The sequence below is a fragment of the Chryseobacterium sp. CH21 genome (genome assembly GCF_004119445.1).
GTDB lineage: Bacteria > Bacteroidota > Bacteroidia > Flavobacteriales > Weeksellaceae > Chryseobacterium.
Genome location: NZ_QICI01000067.1, coordinates 43495 through 61581 on the forward strand (window position 1 = coordinate 43495; position 18087 = coordinate 61581).

The 18087-nt window shown below is 36.2% G+C and carries 18 protein-coding genes; 12 read left to right on the plus strand and 6 right to left on the minus strand.

Annotation, left to right across the window (positions count from 1 at the left end):
* Positions 1–161: 161 nt before the first annotated feature.
* The 9 genes from BOQ62_RS23370 to BOQ62_RS14310 all read left to right on the plus strand — a co-directional run bounded on the left by BOQ62_RS23370 (position 162) and on the right by BOQ62_RS14310 (position 9253).
* On the plus strand, positions 162–632 hold the full coding sequence (locus tag BOQ62_RS23370; protein ID WP_228414164.1) for a hypothetical protein: 471 nt from the start codon (positions 162–164) through the stop codon (positions 630–632).
* The gene (locus BOQ62_RS14275; protein WP_228414166.1) at positions 632–3091 is read left to right on the plus strand and encodes a reprolysin-like metallopeptidase; all 2460 of its coding nucleotides are present in this window, start codon (positions 632–634) and stop codon (positions 3089–3091) included. Before BOQ62_RS23370 ends, BOQ62_RS14275 begins: the two co-directional genes overlap by 1 nt.
* A 190-nt stretch (positions 3092–3281) precedes the next feature.
* Complete coding sequence (locus BOQ62_RS14280) at positions 3282–5510, plus strand: zinc-dependent metalloprotease (protein ID WP_129040514.1); 2229 nt, start codon at positions 3282–3284, stop codon at positions 5508–5510.
* A gap of 471 nt (positions 5511–5981) precedes the next feature.
* Positions 5982–6695, plus strand: a complete 714-nt coding sequence (locus tag BOQ62_RS14285; protein WP_129040516.1) for a glycohydrolase toxin TNT-related protein — start codon at positions 5982–5984, stop codon at positions 6693–6695.
* Between the two features lie 10 nt (positions 6696–6705).
* The gene (locus tag BOQ62_RS14290) at positions 6706–7125 is read left to right on the plus strand and encodes a hypothetical protein (protein ID WP_129040518.1); all 420 of its coding nucleotides are present in this window, start codon (positions 6706–6708) and stop codon (positions 7123–7125) included.
* Positions 7126–7346: 221 nt separating this feature from the next.
* On the plus strand, positions 7347–7814 hold the full coding sequence (locus tag BOQ62_RS14295) for a nucleoside triphosphate pyrophosphohydrolase family protein (protein ID WP_129040520.1): 468 nt from the start codon (positions 7347–7349) through the stop codon (positions 7812–7814).
* A gap of 3 nt (positions 7815–7817) precedes the next feature.
* Positions 7818–8381, plus strand: coding sequence for a TlpA family protein disulfide reductase (locus tag BOQ62_RS14300; protein WP_129040522.1), 564 nt, complete (start codon positions 7818–7820; stop codon positions 8379–8381).
* Between the two features lie 3 nt (positions 8382–8384).
* Positions 8385–8990, plus strand: coding sequence for a DUF4230 domain-containing protein (locus BOQ62_RS14305; RefSeq protein ID WP_129040523.1), 606 nt, complete (start codon positions 8385–8387; stop codon positions 8988–8990).
* An 80-nt stretch (positions 8991–9070) separates the two neighbouring features.
* Positions 9071–9253: a hypothetical protein gene (locus BOQ62_RS14310; protein WP_129040525.1), complete on the plus strand. Its 183-nt coding sequence runs from the start codon at positions 9071–9073 to the stop codon at positions 9251–9253.
* 97 nt (positions 9254–9350) lie between these two features.
* Here BOQ62_RS14310 and leuB read toward each other — a convergent pair whose 3' ends face one another.
* From leuB to BOQ62_RS14330, 4 genes are all read right to left on the minus strand, one after another.
* A complete protein-coding gene (gene leuB / locus BOQ62_RS14315; protein WP_129040527.1) occupies positions 9351–10475 on the minus strand; it encodes a 3-isopropylmalate dehydrogenase in 1125 nt (374 codons plus the stop codon).
* The gene (gene leuD, locus BOQ62_RS14320; RefSeq protein WP_129040529.1) at positions 10456–11064 is read right to left on the minus strand and encodes a 3-isopropylmalate dehydratase small subunit; all 609 of its coding nucleotides are present in this window, start codon (positions 11062–11064) and stop codon (positions 10456–10458) included. Before leuD ends, leuB begins: the two co-directional genes overlap by 20 nt.
* A gap of 200 nt (positions 11065–11264) precedes the next feature.
* Entirely contained in the window at positions 11265–12653 is a 1389-nt protein-coding gene (gene leuC / locus BOQ62_RS14325) for a 3-isopropylmalate dehydratase large subunit (RefSeq protein WP_129040531.1), read from the minus strand.
* 29 nt (positions 12654–12682) lie between these two features.
* Positions 12683–13846, minus strand: a complete 1164-nt coding sequence (locus BOQ62_RS14330; RefSeq protein WP_129040533.1) for a 2-isopropylmalate synthase — start codon at positions 13844–13846, stop codon at positions 12683–12685.
* A gap of 148 nt (positions 13847–13994) precedes the next feature.
* Between BOQ62_RS14330 and BOQ62_RS23375 the strand changes: the two genes are divergently transcribed.
* From BOQ62_RS23375 to BOQ62_RS23385, 3 genes are read left to right on the plus strand one after another with little or no spacing between them, the layout of a single operon-like run.
* Positions 13995–14966: a hypothetical protein gene (locus tag BOQ62_RS23375; protein WP_228414168.1), complete on the plus strand. Its 972-nt coding sequence runs from the start codon at positions 13995–13997 to the stop codon at positions 14964–14966.
* Positions 14966–15292, plus strand: coding sequence for a hypothetical protein (locus BOQ62_RS23380; protein ID WP_228414170.1), 327 nt, complete (start codon positions 14966–14968; stop codon positions 15290–15292). The genes BOQ62_RS23375 and BOQ62_RS23380 overlap by 1 nt, the downstream gene beginning before the upstream one ends.
* Positions 15289–15537: a hypothetical protein gene (locus BOQ62_RS23385; protein WP_228414172.1), complete on the plus strand. Its 249-nt coding sequence runs from the start codon at positions 15289–15291 to the stop codon at positions 15535–15537. Before BOQ62_RS23380 ends, BOQ62_RS23385 begins: the two co-directional genes overlap by 4 nt.
* Before the next feature lie 296 nt (positions 15538–15833).
* Here BOQ62_RS23385 and BOQ62_RS14340 read toward each other — a convergent pair whose 3' ends face one another.
* Positions 15834–16808, minus strand: coding sequence for a dipeptidase (locus BOQ62_RS14340; RefSeq protein ID WP_129040535.1), 975 nt, complete (start codon positions 16806–16808; stop codon positions 15834–15836).
* A gap of 22 nt (positions 16809–16830) precedes the next feature.
* A complete protein-coding gene (locus BOQ62_RS14345; protein ID WP_164976752.1) occupies positions 16831–18018 on the minus strand; it encodes a DUF4932 domain-containing protein in 1188 nt (395 codons plus the stop codon).
* Positions 18019–18087 lie beyond the last annotated feature (69 nt).

The following is an 18087-nucleotide window of genomic DNA, read 5'->3' on the forward strand; positions in this document are numbered from 1 at the left end:
GGTATGTGTCATTTTTCTTTTAACAAAAGGCTTTTTCAATTATATTCAATGTATTACATAATACATTGCAAGCTAAATCAAAAATAATCTTAAAAAATTTTGTTTTTCGTAACATATTTTTTATTAGCTTTGATATTCCACAATCAAATTTAATATTGAATATGAAAAAACAATTAACGCTGATTGGAATGCTCCTTATTTCGGGTATTTCTTTCGCACAGACTGACCGTCTTTGGTCTGAAGGTTCCAGAAAAGCTTCATCAGAGATTTTTGAAAACAAAACCGGCATCAGCAATCCAAAGGTATACAACCTGGATATCAATGGATTGAAGAATGTCCTGGCAAAAGCTCCCAAAAGACTGGCTGCAGGCGAAAAATCAGAACTCATCATCTCTTTTCCGAATTCTGAAGGCAGAATGGAAAATTTTAAAGTGAGGGAGAATTCCAATTTTGCTCCTGAGTTGGCAGCAAAATATCCGGATATTAAATCCTATGTAGGACAAGGCCTGGATGATCCTAATTCCACAGTCTATTTCAGTGTTTCCCCACTAGGACTGTCTTCCATGGAATTTACGGTGATAAATCTGCAGTTTTCATCGAGCCATACACTAAAGACCTTTCTTCCTATGTAGTGTACAGAAAATCCGATAAAAAAGATGATCTTAACAAGTTTGAATGTACAGTAGTAGACGCTGCACAGAAAGGAGTTTCCAACTCTGCTCTTGCTGCAAGACCTAATGCTGATGACGCTAAATTAAGAACATTCAGACTGGCATTATCTTGTACCGGAGAATACACCACTTATTTCGGAGGTACAAAAGCTCAGGCTTTAGCTGCAATGAATACCACAATGACTCGTGTAAACGGAGTTTTTGAAAAGGATTTCGCAGCAAGAATGGTTCTGATTGCCAACAACGACGCTGTCATATACACCAATGCTTCTACAGACCCTTATTCCGCAGCTTCCGGAATGAGCAGCTGGAATTCTCAGTTACAAAGCACTTTAACTTCTGTAATTGGTGAAGCTAATTATGACATCGGGCACTTGTTCGGAGCTTCAGGAGGTGGCGGAAATGCAGGATGCATCGGCTGTATCTGTACAAACGGATCAAAAGGAAGCGGATACACTTCTCCGGCAGACGCCATTCCATCAGGAGATAATTTTGATATCGATTACGTGGCTCATGAAATGGGACACCAGTTCGGCGGAAACCACACTTTTTCTCATGGGAATGAAGGTACTGGCGTGAATATGGAGCCAGGATCCGGATCAACCATCATGGGATATGCAGGAATTACCAGCCAGGATGTTCAGCCTCACTCTGATGCATTCTTCCATGCGGTAAGCATTCAGCAGATCACTAATAATATTAAAGCTAAAACGTGCTCTGTCAACACCAACACAGGGAACTCAATTCCTACAGCGAGCGCAGGCTCAGATTATACCATTCCAAAAGGAACTCCATTTGTTCTTACAGGTACCGGAACAGATGCTGACGGAGATTCTTTAACCTACATCTGGGAGCAAATGGATAACGCTTCTTCTTCTCAGACAGGAGCAAGCTCAGCAGCCAGTGCCACAAAAGCTTCAGGACCTAACTTCAGATCATGGACTCCTACTACTGCTCCTGTAAGATATTTCCCAAGAATGGCTTCTGTTTTAACAGGTGCAACCACTACAGCAGGTTCTGAAATCACAGTAGAAGCACTTTCCTCAGTAGCCAGAACATTAAACTTCAGATTTACTGTTCGTGATAACAAAGCAGGAGGCTCAGGAAACAATTCTGACGACGCTGTAATCACCGTTAACGGAACTGCAGGACCATTTAATATAACCTCGCAGAATTCAGCAACAACTTATACAGGAGGAAGCTCTCAAACCGTTACATGGAACGTAGCAGGCACTACAGCCAACGGTGTAAATGCTGCTAATGTTGATATTCTTTGGTCGACAGACAGTGGAAACACCTGGACTACTCTATTGGCCGGAACTCCAAATGACGGTTCACAAGCTGTTACCATTCCTAATTCTACTACCACTACAGGAAGAATTATGGTAAAAGGATCGAATCATATTTTCTTTGATGTCAATAATGCCAATATCTCCGTAAATGCAGGTTCAGGAACTCCTGATACAGTAGCTCCTACAGCTCCTACCCTTGCTGCTTCAGGAACTACCGCTACAACAACCAATCTTTCATGGTCTGGCGCTACAGACAATGTAGGAGTTACCGGATACGATGTATATCAGGGAGCTTCATTAATTGGTTCTACTGCTTCTACTACTTATACTGTAACAGGACTTTCTCCAGCAACTACGTATTCTTTCTCTGTTAAAGCAAAAGATGCAGCAGGAAATGCTTCTGTTTCCAGCAATACAGTAAGTGTTACTACGCTTTCAGGAGGAACTGTTTCATACTGTTCTTCTTCAGCATCCAATACCGCTGATGAAAGAATCGGAAACGTAACATTCGGATCTATTAATAATACTTCTACAGGAACTGCAGGTTATGAAAACTTCACTTCAGTTTCTACTAATGTCACAAGAGGAAGTGCTTACACAATTTCCATTACTCCGGTTTGGACTTCTACAAAATACAGCGAAGCATATGCTGTTTATATTGATTACAACGGAGACGGAGACTTTACAGACAGTGGAGAGTTAGCATGGACAAAAGCAGGTTCTACAACCAGCCCGGTTACAGGATCTATCACAATCCCATCTACAGCAACTGTTGGTTCTACAAGAATGAGAGTAATGATGAAGTACAGCTCAATCCCTACTTCTTCATGTGAAGCATTTACTTACGGACAGGTTGAAGATTATACCCTTAATATTGTTTCTTCAGGAAAAGGAGATCTTCAGAATACAAAAGACCTGATCACAGATGTAAAACTTTATCCAAACCCAGTGAGAGATCAACTTTTTATTTCAAATACAACATCAGAAGAGTATAAAATCTTCGATATGGGTGGAAAACTAATAGACTCAGGAAAACTTCAAAGAGGTTCCGTGAACGTAAGCAGTCTTGTAAAAGGTGCTTATATGATTCAAATTGGAGAATCTTCTAAGAGATTTATTAAAAATTAGTAACTAATAGACTTTTTAAAATTAAACGATGTGAAAAACTGTTCTGTATAGAACAGTTTTTCTTTTTTATCAAATTTTATATATTTTTTTTCACAACAACCCTTTTGTTTAAAAGGTATTACTGACAAAAACATACGGTTAAAATGCTCTCAGGGCATTTTTTTATTATTTTTGCTGAAAATACATTGACGTGAAAAAACAATTATTGATAACGGGAATGCTCGCATTGTCGGGTATTTCTTTTGCACAAACAGATCGCTTATGGACTTCAAGTTCATCAAAGGGATCCTCTCCGATTCTGGAAAACATGTCAAGTTTTGAAAATCCTCAACTTTATCATTTGAATATAAGCGGATTAAAAAATGTATTAGCAAAAGCCCCCAAAAGATCAACACAGAAATCTGAAATCATAATCTCTTTTCCCAATTCAACAGGAAAAATGGAAAACTTCAGGGTAACAGAAAATTCTAATTTTGAGCCTGAACTGGCTGCTAAATATCCGGACATCAAGTCTTATATTGGTGAAGGAATGGAAGATCCTGCTTCAAAGGTTTATTTCAGTATTTCTTCCCTGGGACTTTCTTCAATGGAAATTTATGGTGACAAATCTGCTGTTTTTATTCAACCTTATACCAAAGATCTTTCAACTTATATCATTTACAAAAAGTCAGACAGTAAAGACAATCTGAATAAACTTGAATGTAAAGTTTTAGATGTCGCTCAAAAAGGAAATTCAAGCACTTTCACCCATAAAAATGCAGATGATGCCACATTGAGAACGTTCAGGCTTGCTCTTTCATGTACGGGAGAATATGCTTCTTACTTTGGAGGAACTAAAGCCCAGGCTTTAGCTGCGATGAACAATACAATGACCCGCGTAAATGGTATTTTCGAAAACGATTTTGCAGCAAGAATGACACTGATTGCCAATAATGACAGTATTATTTATACCGATGCCACTACAGATCCTTATTCTCCCTCTTCACAGATGAACAACTGGAATCTGGAGCTCATGAACAATTTAAGCACTTCTATCGGGAATAATAATTTTGATATAGGCCACCTTTTCGGAAGAGATGGCGGCGGCGGCAATGCAGGATGTATCGGATGTATTTGTGACAATGATATGTCTACTTATCAGGATCAGGGGGTAACCTACCCCAGCAGCTATAAAGGAAGCGGATACACCTCTCCGGCAAACGGCAATCCTTCAGGAGATACTTTTGACATTGATTTTGTAGCTCATGAAATGGGACATCAGTTCGGAGGAAACCACACATGGTCATACGAACCACAATCTGGATTAAAACCTGTAGAACCAGGTTCAGGATCTACTATCATGGGATACGCAGGTATTACCAATTATGATATTCAGAGTAATTCGGATCCGTTTTTCCATGCTTTAAGTATTGAACAGATTACCAATAATATCAAAACCAAAACATGTTCCGTTAATACACCTACAGGAAATTCAGTTCCTACAGCAAATGCAGGACTAGATTATACTATTCCCAAAAGTACCCCTTTCATGCTTACCGGATCTGGAACTGATGCAAATGGAGACCCACTCACTTACATCTGGGAACAAATGGATGAGGGAACTTCTTCTGAAACCGGAGCCAACTCTGCGGCAAAAGATACAAAAGCGGCGGGTCCCATATTCAGATCTTGGAAACCATCAAGCTCTTCTGTAAGATATTTTCCTGTAATGTCTTCTGTTTTAGCAGGCGCTTTTAAGACAGCAGGCGCAGAAATAGATGTGGAAGCACTTCCTTCTGTTGCCAGAACTTTAAATTTCAGATTGACTGTTCGGGATAACAAAGCCGGAGGTGGCGGAAATAATTCTGATGATACAGAGATAACGGTTAATCCAGCTGCCGGACCGTTTATGATCACATCACAAAATACCGCGGTTTCTTACGTAAAAGGAAGCTCACAGACCATTACATGGGATGTAGCAGGAACCACAGCTAATGGTATTAATACGGCCAATGTAGATATTTTATGGTCTACAGATAGTGGAAATACATGGATCACGTTATTAGCCGGAGTACCTAATAACGGCTCGCAGGCTATTACAATTCCTGATGCCTTAACAGATTCCGGAAGAATTATGGTAAAAGGAAGCAATCATATTTTCTTTGATATCAATAATGCCAATATTTCCGTAAAAAATTCTGATGATAAACCTACAGACAGCAATTCATCATCCACAGAAATCAAGCTGTATCCTAATCCTGTAAAGAGCATTCTTACCCTTACCAATACCAGCAACGAAGAATATAAAATCTACGACATGTCCGGAAGACTTGTTAGCATGGGAAATCTGGAAAACGGAACAGTGAATGTTAATAAATTAACCAATGGAACCTACGTCATCCAACTCGGAGGATTTTCTAAACAATTCATTAAAAAGTAAAAAGAATATAATTCAATCAGAAAGCTGCTCATTCGGGCAGCTTTTTTATTTACATTAAAATAGTAAATATTAATTTAAAACTATTTATTAATGTAATTAATTTCATAATAATATTTTATTTTAAATAAAACTACTAATATTTAAGTTTTTAATTTAAATTTATCGCATCACAATATTATGTTGTACCGTTTACCCAGATTGTATTTGAGGGAGTTTCAAGCCGTTTTTTAACGTCTTATGCAATGGCTTCTTTTGAATTTATTCTGGCGTAAATTGATATTCCAACCATTTACTGTCAGAAAAGTGTAGTATTATACCCAATTCCACTCCTGGAAATTTATCATATAGACCGGAAAACAATAATAATATTCATAGTAGTATTTCACTTAAGATTTTGCAAAAAGAATAATGTTTCAAAAAGGTAGCCTCTCTAATACCTCAATAATTTTAAAATAATTTAAAATTTTTTATATGAAACATTTATTTAAGTACTTTTTTCTTTTAGCCATTACCACGTTCTCGGTTGCCTGTAGCTCAGATAATGATGATGTAATGGACGTTAACCCGGATATTACCACGGTGTTCTACAAAAATGCTGATGAATTGGCTGCAACGTATGACAACAACAATTCGGTAAGCCAGGCCATCAGAAATCAAGCTTATGATCTGTACAAAAGAGGAAAATGGAGTGAACTGGAATCACTTTTTAAAGCTAACAGTTTAAATGGTGGATGGCCACCAGCTAATGGAGGTTACAATATCGTTGATGATGTTCCTTTGCAGGTTGGACAGAAATTTGATAGATACAGCGGAGCTGTCGGAAGTTATAACGGAACCGGAGTTCCTACTTTAGGTGGCAGTTTTACAAGCCCTATTATCAATGGTTACACTTATACTTTTACCCAAAGAGCTCTAAACCAAGCTGAAGACAAATATGATTTCTATTATGAAATTGATGTTTTGAACAATTCTATGCAGTTTAAAACCCAGACCGCAGATATTATTCCCTGGTTCAGCCAGGCAGGAAAAGGAAAACAAACCATGTGGAAAATTCCAATTGACATCAACACCGGATATCAGAAAACATGGAACAAACTGGCAGAAGAAGGCTATATAAAAGTTACCATTAAGAAAAGCCCAAGCGGAAAATATCCTAACTTAGTAGGCACAGTTATTCAGCCATAAATCAATTCAGATGCATTCAATATCAGAAAAAATAAAAATTACAGGAAAAGCTTCTGTTGAAAAAAGTACCTTTATTAATGATGAAGCTCTTCCCTCTGCAACAACAATTTTTACCTGCTGTGATTGCGGTCACAAAAACACATTTGAAATAGCACCCTATTCATCCGGGTTCCCTATCTTTCAACTGTATCATGAAGATAAAGTATTATCCAAAGATGAATTGTTACAACACGGAATCGTTAACGGAACTTCTCAAAGAATGTTTCATTTTGGTGAATTGACCGTTAATGATCTCCCCACTTTATATTTTGGTACAGAATGTTCTTCCTGCCATTCAAAATACATCTGCGTATTCAGCTATGGTGAAAAACAACCCGGATTAATGATATTGAATATCTCAGGAGTCTGGAAATATGAAGAATTAAAATAATTGAATAGAATTAAATCGGTTCACAATAAAACCACAATTTTTACAGTTGTGGTTTTTTGATTAAATTTTCCCCCTGATCATACAGATTTTTCTGTTTAAGAGATGATTATATCTTCTATTTTATTTAAAACATTTTCTCTAAAGCTTTATTCATACATTTCCTGCTGTACATTTCACATTTTAGAAATCCTTTTCTATCTTTGTGGGAAATAAAAAAATTCATGGATAAAATTGATAGTCTGAACCAAGTAGCAGAATTCCATACTACTTTCAAAGCCCCTATTTTAGATACCCCACAAATTCCTTCTCCGGAAAGATGCAACCTTAGAGTAGAACTTTTACAGGAAGAATTAAACGAACTGAAACAAGCCATTGCAGATAATAATCTTGTAGAAATTGCGGATGCATTGTGTGATCTTCAGTATGTTTTGAGTGGTGCAGTGCTTGAATTCGGACTTGGCAGCAAATTTGTAGAGCTATTCAACGAAGTTCAGCGTTCTAATATGTCTAAAGCATGTGATAATGAAGAACAGGCAAAAGAAACTGTTGAATTTTACAAAGAGAAGGAAGTAGAATCTTTTTATGAAAAGTCCGGAGAAAAATACAATGTTTACAGACAGGCAGATCATAAAGTATTGAAAAACAAATACTACTCTCCTGCTGATTTAAAATCAATTATCGAAAAATAAAATATGAAAAAATTTATTACCAATATTGTTGTCTTTTCAAGCCTATTTTTAGCGGCACAACAGTTGAGTGCTCAAAAAGTAGTGGTGAACCGTAAGGTTGATTCTCAGAAAGATGGCAAAATGCTTTTAGGTGCCCAGCTGAAAGAGCAGTTTTTGAAAGCTCCTTATGCCGATTGGTATGTGAAAGAACATGATGAATATGCTATTGACAAACAAGCTGTAAGCGAATTAAGAAAGGGAAAACTTGGGAGTTATGATATTATTGTTTTCATGGGAACATGGTGCGAAGACAGCCACCGAGATGTTCCAAGATTAATGAAGATACTGGAAGAAGCCAACTATCCTGAAAGCAAACTGACTATTATTGCGGTAAACCGTAAGAAAGAATCTCCTGCCGGAGAAGAAAGTCTTTATAATATTCAGAAAGTTCCTACCATTATCCTGAAAAGATACGGAAAAGAGGTTGGCAGAATCATAGAAATGCCCACTACTGGATATATTGAAAGAGATTTAGTTCAAATTTTGAAAAAGAACGATTCATCTGTCATCAAAGAAATTTTTAAATAGATTTTGAGAAATTATAAAACCATATTATCTTTTGCAGCCGGTGCCGGTGCGATGGTGCTGCTGTTTTTCGGTCTGAAATCCTGTTTGAACCTTGGAAATAAAACTGAAAAGTCAGATTATTATATCCTGACCAATCAGATCTCCAAGATGAATAAGATGGTGGTCATGGAGCAGAATACTTCCAGCATGCAGAAAACCAAAATGGGTTATGAAGTTTTTGGGAAAGAGATTTCCAGCAACAGCATTATTACTTACACAAAAACTAATGCTCAGGTTTCTTATGATCTTAACAAAATGAAGATCGAAGTAGATTCCATCAACAAAAAACTCATCATTACCGAGCTTCCTGATGCTGAGATAAGAATTACTCCGAGCGTTGAAATTCAATCTTTGGACGATTCTTTTATCAACAGAATTTCGGAAAAAGACATTAAAAATGTTACTCAGAAAGCTAAGGAAACGGCAGAAAAATCTATTGATCAGAATCAGCTGAGAACCGAAGGCCGTAAACAGCTGATGGAAAATCTGAATAATGTTTTCGTTCTGGCTAAAGCTTTAAATTACGAAATAGAAGATAAAACCGGAAAAATTGGTATTTTGGGTCTTTAGGAAGAATAAAATTTTACCCGTTTCCCATTTTGGCAAACACTTTGAATGATATCATTATATAATATTGAAAATTCAAAGTCATGGATAAAAAAGGAAACACCCAAAAGAAAGAGTCTGCCAATACCGCAGAAACCCAAAAGCAAAATCAGGATTTCCAGGATATTCCTGCCGCTTCGAAAAAGACCAATCCGCCTAATATTGATAAAGAAGACATCCAAAAATCTTCCAAAAATAAATCAGGAAAAACGGATAATACAAAATAACAAAGAGCTTTGAAGGCTTATTAATATTAAAAAAAACGAAAAGTTCCGTCTCATACGAGGCGGAACTTTTCTTTCTAACTATCTAAATGAACTTTTTTTATACAATGGTTGATTTTCCGATCTTGACATTTTCAAAATTGTAATACGACTTCTCAGAATATCTGATATGGTCAGCAATAAAGCTTCCCACTTCACTTGTTGAGTAATACTGTTTGGTGTTAAGATCAATCGTAACATACTTGTTTTCAATTGCATGTTCTACAGATTGTCTTAATTTATCTGCTGCTGCCTTTAAATTAAGATGATCCAACATCATGGCAACACTTAAAATGGAAGCAATAGGATTAGCAATTCCCTTTCCTTTCGCTTGTGGGTAAGATCCATGAATAGGCTCAAACAAAGCATTCTTCTCTCCTACTGATGCAGATGGCAGCAAACCGATAGAGCCTCCGATCACACTTGCTTCATCTGAAATAATATCCCCAAACATATTTTCCGTCAAAATAACATCAAAATGCTTAGGATTAAGAATCAGCTGCATGGCTGCATTGTCTACGAACATATAATCCAGCTGTACATCAGGATATTCCGGTGCAATTTCCTGACACGTTTTTCTCCACAATCTTGAAGTGTCAAGAACATTGGCTTTATCAATAAGGGTAAGCTTTTTATTTCTTTTCTGAGCCTCCTGAAATGCCATATGAGCAATCGGAATAATATCTTCACGGCTGTATTTACAGACATCATAAGCATAAGCTCCTTCCGGATCTGTAAATTTTTCACCGAAATAAATTCCACTTACCAGTTCTCTGAAAATCTGGATATCAGCTCCTTCAATAATTTCTCTTTTCAAAGGACTTTTATCGATCAGAGATGCATACGTTTTCAAAGGACGGATATTGGCAAACAATCCCAGTTCTTTACGAAGTTTCAATAATCCCTGTTCAGGTCTTACTTTTGCTTCCGGATTATTATCAAAAACCGGATCGCCAATAGCCCCGAAAAGCACAGCATCAGATTCTTTACAAATCTTTAATGTTTCTTCAGGCAGAGGATTTCCTGTTTTAAAAATAGCTTCTGCACCGATTAATCCATAGTCAAAATGGAATTTGCATTGAAAAGCTTCAGCAATAACATCTAATATTTTAATGCTTTCACTGATGATTTCCGGGCCAATCCCATCTCCGGGAAGAACCGCAATTTTAAAATAATTGTCGCTCATTTGCTTTTTGTGTTTCTAATTCAAATTCTGTGATCGTCTGCTTTCTGCTGATTAAAAAATCAATATCATCATAGCCGTTTAGCAGGCATATTTTTTTGTAAGAATCAATTTCAAAGGTTTCTGTAGTATCTTTGAAGCTGATGGACTGTAATTCCACGTCAATAGCAATTTCATTGTCTGGATTTTCATTGATTCCTTCTAAAATTTCTTTTAAAAATTCTTCGGAAACTTTTACGGGAAGAAGTCCGTTATTCAGGGCATTTCCTTTAAATATATCCGCAAAATAACTGGAAACAATTACTTTAAAGCCATAATCTGTTAAAGACCAGGCTGCGTGTTCACGGCTGCTTCCACAACCGAAGTTATTTCCTGCCACCAGAATCTCACCTTCGAATTTAGGATTGTTTAAAACAAAGTCCGGATTGGGTTCTCCTGTATGTATATTGAATCTCCAGTCTCTGAACAGATTTTCTCCGAAACCCTTTCGGTCTATACTTTTCAGGAATCTAGCCGGAATAATCTGGTCTGTATCTATATTTTCTGCCGGCAGTGGAACTGCGCGGGATTTTAAAACAACTAATTTTTGCATTTATTCTATATTGTTTAGACTTAGAACCACAAAAGGCACAAAAGTTTTCTTTTTATTTTTCAATTTACTTAACTGAAGTTCACATAAGAATGAAAATCAAAGATTTTCAAAAAGCTTAAGTGTTCTTTTTCTACAAGCAAATGGAATCTTCTTCTTAATTAAGTGTTATCATCTTTTGTGTCTTTGTGGTTAAATTCTTTTTAGTTTACACTTTCAAAAGCTGAGATTTTACCTTCTATTGCTGCTTTTGCTGCGGTAAGCGGACTGGCAAGAATTGTTCTTGAACCTTGTCCCTGTCTGCCTTCAAAGTTTCTGTTGGAAGTGGAAACACAATATTCTCCTTCCGGAATTTTATCATCATTCATCGCCAAACACGCTGAACATCCCGGCTGACGAATCTGAAACCCTGCCTCACTGAATATTTTGTCCAAACCTTCCTCATAAATCTGTTTCACCACCTGTTGAGATCCCGGAACAATCAGTGCCTTTACAGCTTCTGACTTGCTTTTCCCTTTAATATATTGGGCTGCAGAACGGAAATCTTCTATTCTTGCGTTAGTACAGCTTCCTATGAAAACATAATTAACTTTGATACTGTTGACAGTCTGTCCGGCTGCCAGTCCCATATATTTTAATGCTTTCTCTTCAGATTCATTTTGTGGTGCCGGAATAACTTCGCGGATGGAAATCCCCATTCCCGGGTTGGTTCCATACGTAATCATTGGATAAATATCTGATGCGTCAAAGCTTAATTCTTCATCAAAAATGGCTCCTTCATCTGTTTTCAAAGTTTTCCAATAGGCTACTTTTTCATTCCATTCTTCTTTTTGTGGAGCGAATTTTCTTCCCTGTACATAATTAAAAGTGGTTTCATCAGGAGCAATCATTCCGCCTCTGGCACCCATTTCAATACTCATGTTACAGACTGTCATTCTTCCTTCCATTGACATTTCTTCAAATACATTACCTGCATATTCACAGAAATATCCTGTTCCTCCGTCTGTTCCTATTTTTGAAATGATATAAAGAATAACATCCTTAGGCTGAACATTTTCATTCAGTTTACCATTCACAGTAATTCTCATGGATTTTGGCTTGTTCAGCAATAAACATTGACTGGCAAATACCTGAGCAACCTGGCTGGTTCCAATTCCAAAGGCAATAGATCCAAATGCACCATGCGTAGAGGTATGGCTGTCACCACACACAATACTCATTCCCGGCTGGGTAATCCCTAATTCCGGAGCGATGATATGAACAATTCCCTGATATTGATGTCCTAATCCGAAAAGTTCGATATTGTTTTTCTGACAGTTTTCCGTAAGCTGCTCTACCTGATTTCTTGAAAGCTCATCTTTGATGGGCTGCTCCTGATGCAAAGTGGGTACATTGTGATCCGCAGTGGCTACAATCTGTTCCGGTCTGAATATTTCCAGATTTCTGGATTCAAGCTCAGCAAAAGCCTGAGGGCTGGTTACCTCGTGAATAAGATGTTTGTCTATATAAATGATCTGAGGTCCGTCCGGAATGGTTTCTACCACATGAGCGTCCCAAACTTTATCAAAAAGTGTCTTTTTATTGTTGTCCATTGTTTACTTTATCTTGATTTAAATCAAACCTATCCAATTTTTCTATTGAAAGAATCCATCATCAGGCTCAGATCATCATTACATATTTCTTTTTTAAGGTCAGCGATTTTCAAAAACTCCTGATATAGATAATCAAGTTCGTTTTTGGTCACTTCATAGCCAATATGCTTGAAGCGGTAAGCCAATGCTGAACGTCCGCTTCTGGCAGTAAGAATAATCGAAGAAGCATTCACTCCTACTTCTGCAGGATCAATGATTTCATAAGTTTCTCTGTTTTTAATCACACCATCCTGATGAATTCCCGAACTGTGAGCAAAGGCATTAGCACCAACAATAGCTTTGTTAGGCTGTACAGACATTCCCATAAGATCAGACACCATTGTACTCATTTCATTCAACATTCTGGAATTCACATCGGTATGCAGGTTCAAATCTTTATGCTGTTTCAAAATCATGACGACTTCCTCCAAGGCTGTATTCCCTGCTCTTTCTCCTAATCCATTGATGGTACATTCAATCTGACGTGCTCCGTTGATGGCTCCGGCAATAGAATTCGCTGTAGCTAATCCAAGATCATTGTGACAATGGCATGAAAGCACCGCTTTTTCGATTCCTTTTACATTTTCTTTCAGATATTTGATTTTCTGACCATATTCTTCAGGCAGGCAATATCCTGTGGTATCAGGGATATTCAGGACAGTTGCTCCAGCTTTGATAACAGCTTCGCAAACCCTTGCCAAATATTCATTATCCGTTCTTCCGGCATCTTCAGCATAAAATTCTACGTCTTCCACATATGTTTTAGCATACCTCACAGCATCTGCTGCCCTTTCAATAATATCTTCTCTTGTTGAGTTGAATTTATATTTAATATGAGAATCAGAAGTTCCGATTCCGGTGTGAATTCTTGGTTTCTTTGCCAATTTCAGAGCTTCCGCAGCCACGTCAATATCTTTTTTGTTCGCTCTTGTCAGCCCGCATACCTTTGCATTTTTTACCAGTTTTGAGATTTCTGAAACAGATTCAAAATCTCCTGGGCTCGAAATTGGGAATCCCGCTTCAATGATATCAATTCCTAATTCGTCAAGCCTTTCAGCAATAATCAGCTTTTGTTCCGTATTCAGTTTACATCCCGGAACCTGTTCCCCATCTCTCAGTGTCGTATCAAAAATTTCGATTTTTTCGGAATTCATAAGTGAAGTTTTTTACTTAATTTTGGCTCAAAACTACAGCATGCAATATTTTTTCAATTTCATTTTTTTTGAAAATTACAATATTCAACAGCTGAAAAAACAATTGTATTCATTTGTTAATCAATAATTTAATTTCTAAAAATTTACAATGGCAGAATTGCAGAAAGATTTTTTGTTTGTATTGGTAAAGTCATTGACCACCTCTGAAAAAAGACAGTTTAAGTTATATGTAAACCGTCTCGGAATTAACGTAGATGCCAAATTTCTATTGTTATTTTCCGAAATGGATAAGATGAAAGAATATGATGAAAGCATTATTATAGAGAAAAAAATTTCTACCAAACAACAGCTTTCCAACCTGAAAGCTCATCTTTACAAACAGATTTTGGTGAGCCTTCGTATGAACCCAAGTCATCAGAACTATAGAATCCAGCTTCGTGAACAATTGGATTTCGCCAATATCCTGTATCAAAAAGGACTTTACAAACAGGCTTTAAAGATATTAGACAAAACTAAGCAAACTGCATTGGAATTGGATGAGAAAAGTATCGCTTCGGAAATCATAGATCTTGAAAAAGTAATTGAATCCCAATTTATTACACGAAGTATTGAAGGCCGTGCCGAAGAATTGATCAAGCAATCCCAGGAGATCAGTAAACAGAATCGTTATACCACAAAATTATCTAATCTTTCATTGAAATTATACAGTGAAATGCTTACCCACGGCTATGTAAAAAATGATACAGACCGACAGGAAGTGATGGATGTTTTCAATGCCCAGATTAAAAATATAAACCCCGAAAAGCTTAACTTCACAGAAAAACTTTGGTATTACAAAGCCCATGTGTGGAAAAACCAACTTTTACAGGATTACAAATACACATTAAAATATGCTTATCAATGGGTAGACCTTTTCCATAAAAAACCTGAAATGATCTACAGCCATCCGGTTTGGTATATCAAGGGGAATACTTATCTGTTGAAAATCCTTTTTTGTATGGAAATATTGATATCCTGGAAGAACATTTTGAGAATTTCAATACAATGGTACATGCAGAAAATTTTGTTCAGAATGAAAATCTTCAGTCTCTTATTTTCCTTACTCAGTATAACACATTGATGAATATTCACTTTGTAAAAGGAGAGTTTTTTACGGGAACCAAACTTATTCCTGAAGTAGAATTAAAAATGGAAAGACTCAGAGAAAGAATTGATGAACACCATTTCATGATTCTTTACCTTAAAATGGCAGCCATGTTCTTTGGCAGTAAAATGTTTGATAAGTCCATTGAATATTCTATGAGAGTGATAGAATCTAAAGGAAATGTGCAGGAAGATCTTTTGTTTCATACCCGAATTCTGATCTTAATGGCAAAATATGAGTCTGGAAATGATGAAGATTATGATGAATTCATTGCTTCTACTTTGAAGTTTGCCAAAAAATGAAAAAGCCGGAAGAATTCCATTTTGAAAGTATTCAGTTTTTTAAGAATCTTAATAATCAGGTATTGGATCAGAGACAGAAAGCCTTTGAAAGTTTTGATAAAAAGCTGGAAGAGTATTCCAATAATGAATATTACAGACGTTCATTATTCTATATTGACATCCATGGATGGATCAAATCTAAAGTACAGAATGTGGATGTCATTGAGATCATTAAGCAGAAAGTGAAGTATAAAAGAAAACATTAATTAAAAATACATAAAGAATTATTTTACAATATTTTATCATATTTAATTTCATGTAAAATAAAACATACAAATCTATTTTCTTTTAAATATAATTTTACAGATTTATGTATTAACAGGTCGCTCCTCCGGAGCTTTCTTTTAAAGAAACTTCATTTTTTCTACTAACAGTAGATCCCGATGGGATCAAATCCGGCTCCAATAGGAGCTAACTATTAATAGAAGTATTTATTTTTAAAATTAGAGCTCCGGAGGAGCGACCTGTTAATTACGCTTTGATTTAATAAGATACGAAAATTTTATTTATATAGATTCTCTATAAAATTCAGTGCATTTTTATGACTGATCTTTTCTACCAGCTCTGATGAAAAACGTTCTTCAATTTCTTTATTGATCTGTGGATATACAGATGCATTGGAATGCTCCGGGAAGAAAAATGGATGACGGGATTTGTCCGGATGATCCTTCCAGTAGAAATAATCTGCTCCGTAAGCAATGCTTTCTTCTCCGCCAAGATCCAAACCATATTGAATGTGTTCGTAGAGTCTTTCGGGATTCTCGACATCCACATAATCTTTAATAAAATTAAGTCCAATCAAACCTTTTCTTTTAATCACTTCTTTTGCCAGTTCATCAGGAAGATTCCTGTTATTTTTATAAACAGACCTATAGTTGGAATGGCTCGCCAGAATAGGAATTGAGTAATTTCTCTGATCAATATAAGTGAAAATATCGTAAGCCAACTGATCGCTTGTGTGTGCTAAATCAATGGCAATTTTGCGGTCAGCGATATAGTCAATCAGCACTTTTCCATCGTCTTTTAAGCCTGCAGTTGCATTATTTCCACCCCCAAAACGGTTTTCTAAATGATGTGTAATCCCAATATAGAAGACTTTTTCTACATTTTCAATAATCGTTTCAAGATTTTTAAATCCGGAATCAAGACTTTGGCTTTCATCACAAAAAGCGGATGCATTTTCGATAGAAGCAAGAATTCCTACCCGATTTTTATTTTCCTCAGCCTCATAATTATCGTAATTAAAAAAGAAAAAATTATCATTTTTAATGAGGTTTGAAAACAATTTACTCTGCTCCAAGCCATAAACTGTACTATCTGCTCCTGTTCCGGCATACATTGCCATGATCTGAAGTTTTACATTTCCCTCCTGTAAATAAGGCAGTGAACAGCCAATTTCTTTGTCATCAATAGCAGCATCGGATCTCAGCAGATAATATAATAAATCGCAGTGCAGATCTATATTTATAGTATTCATAGTAGTGTAATATTGGAGTTTTTTATTTCTTTACTTTGTTCAGTTCATCATTGATAAATTCTACAGAACTGTTTTCAAAAACTTCAAGCAGTTTCGGTACGAAAGCTCCGAATGTTTTATATTTTTTCCTGTTAGAATTATATTCTTTTACTTTTTCTTCTAATAAAGGGATAAAAATGAAATTATTTTTCAGATGATATTCCTGAAGTCTTTTTACCCTTTCCTCATCTTTTTGAATTCTGGCGGTCTCAATTTCCCCTAATCTTACCAAATGTTCAGCAACGCAGGTCTGATAATCTCCATAACCTCCTGTTTTGACCATGGTTTCCTTTAGTTTTGATTTTTCAAATAAGTCTTTAAATTTCGTAAGCTTATCTTTGTTTTGATTGACTTCTTTATTAACAAAGGAATGTCCAAATTCATGAACACTTAAAAACCTGGCCTGAAATTGATTGTCATACCCGAATTCTCCCGGTTTTTGTACCTTCACAAACGGACTGGCAATCTCGTAAATATTCTGTTTTCCAGATGGCAATGTAACATTGGTGCCAATTCCTCTTCCTTCATGATCTTCAATGGGCCACATCATCATAGGAGAAATAATGATCGTATAGGTGTTAAAACTTTCACCATAAAATTGTTCCATGGCTTTTGTAAATCCGTCAGGAATCTGTTTGCTGTATTCCGTTATTCCGCCATTATAAAAGGTTTGGTTCTCTTTAAAAAACTGCCCGATATTCTCCTGAATATAAAATTTTGAAAGCGCTGAAAGATAATTTTTAATTAAATCTGTTGCTTCTTTATTCTGTTCTTTTGTAAGATTATTGTTTTCAAAGTGATATTCATTAATCCATTTCACATCCGGAAATTCCTTGTGATACATCAGAGGTTTCATCATTGCATCATTTCCGGCACCATATTTTTCCATTAAAATATCATTGAGCCTGGCAGTGGAAACAGCAATATCTGAGTTTTTCAAATGGCCGTATTTCTGTAAAGCATTTTTAACAACCGGCTGATAGACAGAACATTCTTTTATTTTATAAAGTTCAAAATCCTTATTATTCTTTCGGTGCTCTGCAGACAGTATTTCTGCAAGAAAATATGTCTCAATATTTCTATTGTAAGTAACAGAAAATGGGGATGTACTTTTCTGCGAAAAACAGAATGTGGCACTCAATGAGACAAAAACTACGAATAACTTTTTCATTTTAATATTAATTCTCATTCTAAATATAGGCTAATATAGTATTTTATCTAAAAATTCCGTATTTTTGCA